The 6,544-nt window shown below is 64.0% G+C and carries 9 protein-coding genes; 2 read left to right on the forward strand and 7 right to left on the reverse strand.

Features of this window, described 5'->3' with window-relative positions:
- Positions 1–29 precede the first annotated feature (29 nt).
- A complete protein-coding gene (locus tag K1X71_09600) occupies positions 30–290 on the forward strand; it encodes a hypothetical protein (GenBank protein ID MBX7073388.1) in 261 nt (86 codons plus the stop codon).
- The gene (locus K1X71_09605) at positions 291–680 is read left to right on the forward strand and encodes an HNH endonuclease (protein MBX7073389.1); all 390 of its coding nucleotides are present in this window, start codon (positions 291–293) and stop codon (positions 678–680) included.
- Positions 681–698: 18 nt separating this feature from the next.
- Here K1X71_09605 and K1X71_09610 read toward each other — a convergent pair whose 3' ends face one another.
- The 7 genes from K1X71_09610 to K1X71_09640 form a co-directional block, all read right to left on the reverse strand.
- Positions 699–1,979 carry a hypothetical protein gene (locus K1X71_09610; protein MBX7073390.1) on the reverse strand — a complete coding sequence of 427 codons (1,281 nt, stop codon included), beginning with the start codon at positions 1,977–1,979 and terminating at the stop codon, positions 699–701.
- Between the two features lie 14 nt (positions 1,980–1,993).
- Positions 1,994–2,938, reverse strand: coding sequence for a lactate/malate dehydrogenase family protein (locus tag K1X71_09615; protein ID MBX7073391.1), 945 nt, complete (start codon positions 2,936–2,938; stop codon positions 1,994–1,996).
- Between the two features lie 247 nt (positions 2,939–3,185).
- Complete coding sequence (locus K1X71_09620; GenBank protein MBX7073392.1) at positions 3,186–3,473, reverse strand: EutN/CcmL family microcompartment protein; 288 nt, start codon at positions 3,471–3,473, stop codon at positions 3,186–3,188.
- A gap of 6 nt (positions 3,474–3,479) precedes the next feature.
- The gene (locus tag K1X71_09625) at positions 3,480–4,223 is read right to left on the reverse strand and encodes a hypothetical protein (protein ID MBX7073393.1); all 744 of its coding nucleotides are present in this window, start codon (positions 4,221–4,223) and stop codon (positions 3,480–3,482) included.
- Positions 4,220–4,477, reverse strand: coding sequence for a EutN/CcmL family microcompartment protein (locus K1X71_09630; GenBank protein MBX7073394.1), 258 nt, complete (start codon positions 4,475–4,477; stop codon positions 4,220–4,222). The genes K1X71_09625 and K1X71_09630 overlap by 4 nt, the downstream gene beginning before the upstream one ends.
- Positions 4,478–4,488: 11 nt before the next feature.
- Positions 4,489–5,922, reverse strand: a complete 1,434-nt coding sequence (locus K1X71_09635) for an aldehyde dehydrogenase EutE (protein ID MBX7073395.1) — start codon at positions 5,920–5,922, stop codon at positions 4,489–4,491.
- Between the two features lie 198 nt (positions 5,923–6,120).
- A complete protein-coding gene (locus K1X71_09640; GenBank protein ID MBX7073396.1) occupies positions 6,121–6,471 on the reverse strand; it encodes a hypothetical protein in 351 nt (116 codons plus the stop codon).
- Positions 6,472–6,544 lie beyond the last annotated feature (73 nt).

Below are 6,544 nucleotides of genomic sequence, written 5' to 3' on the forward strand. Positions count from 1 at the left end.
ATTTTGTGTGCCTGTGATAGAATACCGACATGACGCCTACTCAAATACTGGATCGCATTCTTGCCCCCGTCGCCGATTGCCTGACGCCAGAAATGGCGCAGCGTCTCGTCAACCTAAGGGCCGATCCCGACATGCAGGCCAGAATCGACGAACTGGCGAGCAAGAACACCGACGGCGAGCTAACACACGACGAGCGGGCCGAGTATGAAACGTACGTGCATGCGGCCGGATTCGTCGCCGTCCTCCAGGCCAATGCGCGACGAATTTTGAATCAGTCCGGCGCGCATTAGATGGACCCAGCGCTTCGCAAGTTGGTGCGTGACCGCGCCAAGCGCTGTTGCGAATATTGCTTGCTCGCGCAAGAAGATTCGTTGTTTGTGTCGTTTCACGTTGAGCACATCGTTCCGCGCAAACATGGTGGCGCGGACGAACCGGACAATTTGGCGCTAGCGTGCGTGCATTGCAACCTGCACAAAGGTCCCAATCTTGCTGGGATCGACCCGTTATCGGCGGACCTTACGCGACTCTTCCATCCAAGAAAGGATTCATGGATTGAGCATTTCAGCATCGATCAAGATGTCATCGTAGGCCGCACGGCAATTGGCCGGACGACCGTCGCCGTACTCAATATGAACGGCTCTCATCAGGTCGAGCTACGAAGGCTACTGCATCGCGGCTAGTTCGACTGCCTGCCGCGTCTACCCAAAAATTCGATCGCGGCGGGCCTGGTTCCAGGCCAGCTTCTCGGCGCGTGTCATTTTGGCGAAGTCGGGCTCGCCCTGCGCGGCTGGCGACACATGCGATCCCCGCTTCGCCGCCGGCTTGTTGTCGCATTGGCACGCGTGGTGACTCGGTCCGCCACAGCCGCAAGACGCTGCCGTTTGGGCCGTGTCCTTTGCTGACGCGCTTGCCGAGTTGGCCGTGATCGCGCGCGGCAGGCTGACGCTCGCGCCGCCGTAACTCATCACCGCCGTCTGCAACACCGAGTCGTCGGCCAAGGACCGCTGCGGGCGAATCCCCAATCGCTGCAAGACGCCGTGATACGCCCGCACCGCTTCCTCGGGCGAGATCGCTCCCTCGACGATCAATCGCAAGAACTCGACGAACGCCAGTTGGCTCTCGGCGCTGTTGATCTTGCGGCCAAACAGGGCCACGCGGGCGCCGTACTTTTGCGCTTCGGCGATCAGCTTGAAGGCGTCGTACGTGGTGCCCGCGCCGCCGCCGAGAATGCCCACGATCAGTTGCGGATCGTAGGCGACCAGTTCCTCCATCGCCTTGGGGCCGTGATACACCACCTTGAGGAACACCGGCCGCCCCGGCCCCGCCACGCCCGCCAAGGTGCGGGTGATCGAGTCGTTCACAAACTGCGGCACCTGCTCGGGCGTGAGACCCTGCGGCGCGTTGGGATCAAACACCTCCAGGAAGTGTCGAAAGCCCTTGCGCTCCGCCTCGGCGCGAAACGCGCCATACGCTTCGAGCGAGGCCAGGTCTTCGTCCAGCCGATTGTTGAACGTGACGCTGTACAGCCCCAGGTTCGCGCCGCGCTGCCGCTCGTTGGGATCGCAATCGAGATGCCCGCACATGACGTGATCGAGACTGGCCGAGCGAAACGGCCGCGACGGCTCTTGAATGTACGCGCCGCCGCGGACCACGAAGATGTCGCTGGTGTCGTTGGCCCGCACCGCCGGCGTCACATGGCTCGACTCGAACAGCCGCTCGCCAAGGGTCAGCACATGATTGGTGCTGGACGACATCAGCATGATGTCGACCAACCCCTGCCGCACAATCTCGCGAATCTGCGCGCGGTACTCGGTGAGCGTGCGAAAGCGAACTTCGCCGGCGTGCGACTCGGGCGACAACCCCGGCGAGCCGATGCCATACGCCATGTCGGCGTCTTTGGCGTCGGCGATGATGAAGTCCTTGGCGCCAGATGGATTGGCGTGAATCGCGGCCAGCTTTTGGTCGAGCGATTTTTGCATGGCTGTTCGCTCCTTTACTTGGCGGCACCGATGCGGCCTAGCACGGTGTCGATGGTTTGCCTCAGCACCTGGCCGCTCTTCTTGAGCGCCTGAACCTCCTTGGGCCACAGCTCAAACTCGTGCGTCTCCAGCACTCCGGCCCGGCCTACCACGGTGGGCACAGAGAGGGCCACGTCGCGCAGGCCGTAGCACCCTTCTTGCACGCTGGAGACCGGCAGCACGCGCCGGCGATCGAGCGCGATCGATTCGATCACCTCTTGAATCGCCAGTCCCACGGCAAAGCCAGCGCCTCCCTTCTTCTTGATAACCTCGGCGCCCGATCCTTTGGTCCGCTGAAACAACTCGTCGACCAGTTTGGGGGCCCAACGAGGATGCTTCTCCACCGGCAGGCCACCGATGGTGGCGCTCGACCAGATCGGAACCATGCTATCGCCATGTTCGCCCAGGATCAGCGCGCTCACTTGCGTCGGCGGCGCGACGAGCCGCTCGGCGATCAAGCTGCGAAAGCGAATCGTGTCGAGCTGCGTCCCCAGGCCAATCACCTGCGACGACGGCAACCGCAGTCGCTGCGCCGCCAGGTAAGTCAGCACGTCGACCGGATTGGAGACGACCAGCACCACGGCGTCTTTGCGGTAACCGGCGCTCTCGATCTGCCCCAGGATGCTCATGAACAGATCGACGTTGCGATTGATCAAGTCGAGCCGGCTCTCGTCGGGCTTGCGCCGCAGGCCAGCGGTGATGCAAATCAGATCGCTGTCCTTCACCTGTTCGTAACCGCCGGAGGTGATGGTCTGATCGGCCATCAGGGTGGCGCCGTGCAGCAGGTCGAGCGCTTGCCCGGCCGCCATCTCGGCGTTGGCGTCGAGCAGGGCGATCTCGCGGACCACGCGTCCGGTTTGCAGCGCAAACGCGGTACACGAGCCCACCAATCCGCCGCCGCCAATAATGCTGACTTTCATTTCACCGTTCCGATCTATTCCCGAATTGTCGTTCCCCACCTCGCCCCCGCGCAGCCGGGGCAGAGGTCGCGGTCGCCCAGCCGCGGGCTAGGGGCCTTATCCGCCCCAATCACCTGCTCCACTAAATCTCCTGCTCACATCCGTGTCACACTGGCGATGCAATCGCTTCACCTCGTGTGCCACTGGCTTTGCCAGTGCTTTCTTCGATTCTTCTCGGCGTCTCCGCGCCTCCGCGGTTCGACTTCCTTCACTCTGCCCCCACTTCCACCCAATCCAGAATTGCCGCGTTGTAAGCGTCGATCGGTTTGCCCGCCGGGTCGAATGGCTGCGCCGCCTCGCGTCCTTCGCTGAGCGCGATCAGGCTGCCGTGGCCGGCGCCCAACTCGTCGTACACCACCAGCGGCTCTTGCTGCTCGGGCGACTCGCCGCGCAGGTTCGCCAGCGATTGCGGAATCGCCAGTCGTAGCCGCGCGCCCTGCATCGTGGGATGCTGCCGCGCGAGGGTCACTGTTCCGATCACCTTGGCAATTTGCATAGCGATTTATTTCAACGCCTCTCGGTACTGCGGCGGACATTCGCAAGCGCCGCTCGAAAACTCAATCACCGCCGACTCCATTTGATAGCTGCTCTTGCCGCGCGGTTGGATCACCAGCACGTTGGGGCCAATCGCGGCGCGCGCCCGGCGCATCGAGTCGGCGCAGCCGACCGCGACCGCCCGCACGCCCGGATGGCGGTTGGCCAGCACCAGCGCTACCTGCGGCTCGCCAGTGAACAACACACCGCGGTCCCCTCCCAATCGCACGCGGTCGGCCAGTTCGCTCACCACGCCAGCCAGTCCCACCCGCGGCAGTTGCTCCACGGTGGCCAAGCGCGGTTTGACACGCGCCACCAGCGCCGCCGGATCAAAGTGTGTCTCGGCCACACCTATCACCAGGCGCGCCGCGGGCGCGGCTTTCGTCGCCGCTTCCGCCGCGTCGCCGCGTCGCAGTGCAATCTTTCGCTCGCGCAACAGGTCGCGCGCCGCGGGGGTCACCACCGCGCGGGCCGCCACGGACACGGTCGCGACCCCGGCAAGCCGACCTTCCAGCAGGCGCGTGGTCACTACCCGTTCTGTCAGCAAGAGCGATCGCTCGTCCGTTGTTGGCGGCGACTTCATCGTGGCTTCGATTCGGGTCGCGACTCGGGACTCGGCGCCGGCCAACCGCGCCAGCACTTCGCGCACGATCGCTTCCACATCGCTCGCGGCGACGCGTGTTCGACCGTTCTGGCTGGCGCTGTCGCTCATTCGTCGCACAGTCCCAATACGCTCCAGCGCACCGGCGTGGTGTCGCCCAGTAGTGTTTGCACCAGGGCGCCGTCGCTGGTGATCAGCACCCGGTCGCCGCGCCCCGCCCCGAGTTGATCGACCGCCAACAGCGGATTGCCGTCTGCCGAAGCGCCGTCGGCCATCAATGGCTGCACCACCAACAGCTTGGTCCCGGCCATCGTCTTGTGCTTTACCGTGGCGGTCGCCGCGCCAACCACTTGAGCCATCTGCATCGACCGCTCCTTTACTTGCCCAGGATCCGCAGGTCGTCGATCAGCGAGCAGCGCCGCTCGCGCGTGAAGGTGAGTGGCGTCGTCACTCCTTCGCCCGTCGGCGTGGCGATCGAGAACGACAGGTACCCTTCGCCCCCTAGCCCCAGCGCCGCCATGCACGGGCCGTTCTTGACGAACAGCGTGGTGTCCATCGCCCGCCCCATCTTGGTCATGTTTCGCACGTTATTCGAGTGAATGAGCGCCGTGTGCCGAAACCCGTGCTCGTACTGTTTTGCCTTGGCAATCGCCTCGTCGACGTTGCGGCAACGCACGAACGGCAAGAACGGCATCATCTGTTCGACGGGCACAAACGGGTTGTGCTCGTCGGTTTCGCCGAACAGCACTTCGGTCGACTCGGCCACGCGCTTGCCGATTCCTCGCGCCAGCACCGCGGCGTCTTGGCCCAAAAAATCCTTGGAGGGGGCATCGTGCTTGTGCGCACCTTCGCCGACTTGCGTGATCGCCACCTTGGTCAGCGCGTCGACCTCGCGGGCGTTCAGCCGCGCGGCGCCCGCGCGATCCATGGCCGCCAGCATCCGGTCGAACACTTCATTGACCACAAACACCTCCTTCTCGGAGATGCACAGCAGGTTGTTGTCGTACGACGCCCCCTGGATGATGCAGCGCGCAGCGTGGTCCAGATCGGCGGTTTCGTCGACCACCACCGGTGGATTGCCGGGACCGGCCACGATCGCCCGCTTGCTGCTCTGCATGGCGGCCCGCGCCACTGCCGGACCGCCGGTGACGCAGATCAGATGAATGCCGCGATGCTTGAACAGCGCGTCGGCCGATTCGAGCGTCGGCTCGGCGATCACGCAGATCAGGTTGTCGATCCCCAGGTCGCGATAGATCGCCTGGTTGAAGCGGCGGACGCCTTCCACCGCCACGCGCTTGCCGCTGGGATGCGGATTCACCACCAGCGTGTTGCCGCCGGCGATCATGCTCACCGCGTTGCCGGTGATTGTCGGCAGCGAATGCGTCACCGGCGTGATGGCGCCAATCACGCCAAACGGCGCGTGCTCGATCACCGCCAGCCCATGATCGCCGCTGAACACATCGCTGCGCATGAACTCGACGCCGGGCGTTTTTTCGCCCAGCGTCTTGAGCTTTTCGATCTTGTGGACCAGTCGGCCGATCTTGGTCTCTTCCATCTCCATCGTGCCCAGCTCAACGCATTGCTCGATCGAGATGCGGCGCACGTGGTCGATGATTCGTTTGCGGTCTTCCAGCGACCGCTCGGAGAGTTGCTCGAAGGCGACATTCGCGGCGGCTACCGCCTCGTCGACGCTCTGAAAGATGCCAAACCGCCCGGCGTGACCGCGGCCACTCACCGGCGTAGCGGCGGTCCCCAATTGCGATAGGACCTGCTGCACCACGCTGCGTACCAGTTCTTCTGTCGCTTGCATGTGTTCCTCGTTCTCGTGTGCAGCGGTCGCCGCTAAAAAGCTTGCGCTGCTTCGACGTTCTTCACCTCACCCCCGCGTAGCAGGGGGAGTGGTCGCGGCCGCCCGGCCGCAGGTGAGAGGGTTCTTCCTCTCCTATCACCTGCTCCACTTTTCTCCTGCTCACATCCGTATCCCGCTGGCTCCGCCAGCGCTTCACCGTTACTTCTGCGTCAAGGCCGCCAACACCCGATCGGTAATCATTTGCACCAGCGCCTCCTGGTCGTTCGGAATAGCCGGCGGTTGCCCGTTGGCCGTGGCGGCGCGCACCACCTTGGCCGCGCCGCTGCCATTGCTTCGCCCCATAGCCGGCGGCGGCTCGAACGCCCGCGGCGCCACCCCCACCTGCGACCAGCTTGAGCGGAACATGTCGTTGGCGCAGATGTCGCAATCTTTCATCTCGGGATCGAGTCGCGGGTCGGAAAAGCCCAGCCGCGATTTCAGTCCCAATAGCTCTTGCGCCTCGCGCTCGTTGAAGTAGTTCAGCCCACCTACCTGCTTGGCGAAGATCACAATGCGGCAATACGCGTCGAGAATCTCCGTCCAGCATTACGACTTCTCCACCGTCTCGCCACAGCTCACCACG

It is taken from the genome of Pirellulales bacterium (assembly GCA_019694455.1).
Lineage (GTDB): Bacteria > Planctomycetota > Planctomycetia > Pirellulales > JAEUIK01 > JAIBBY01.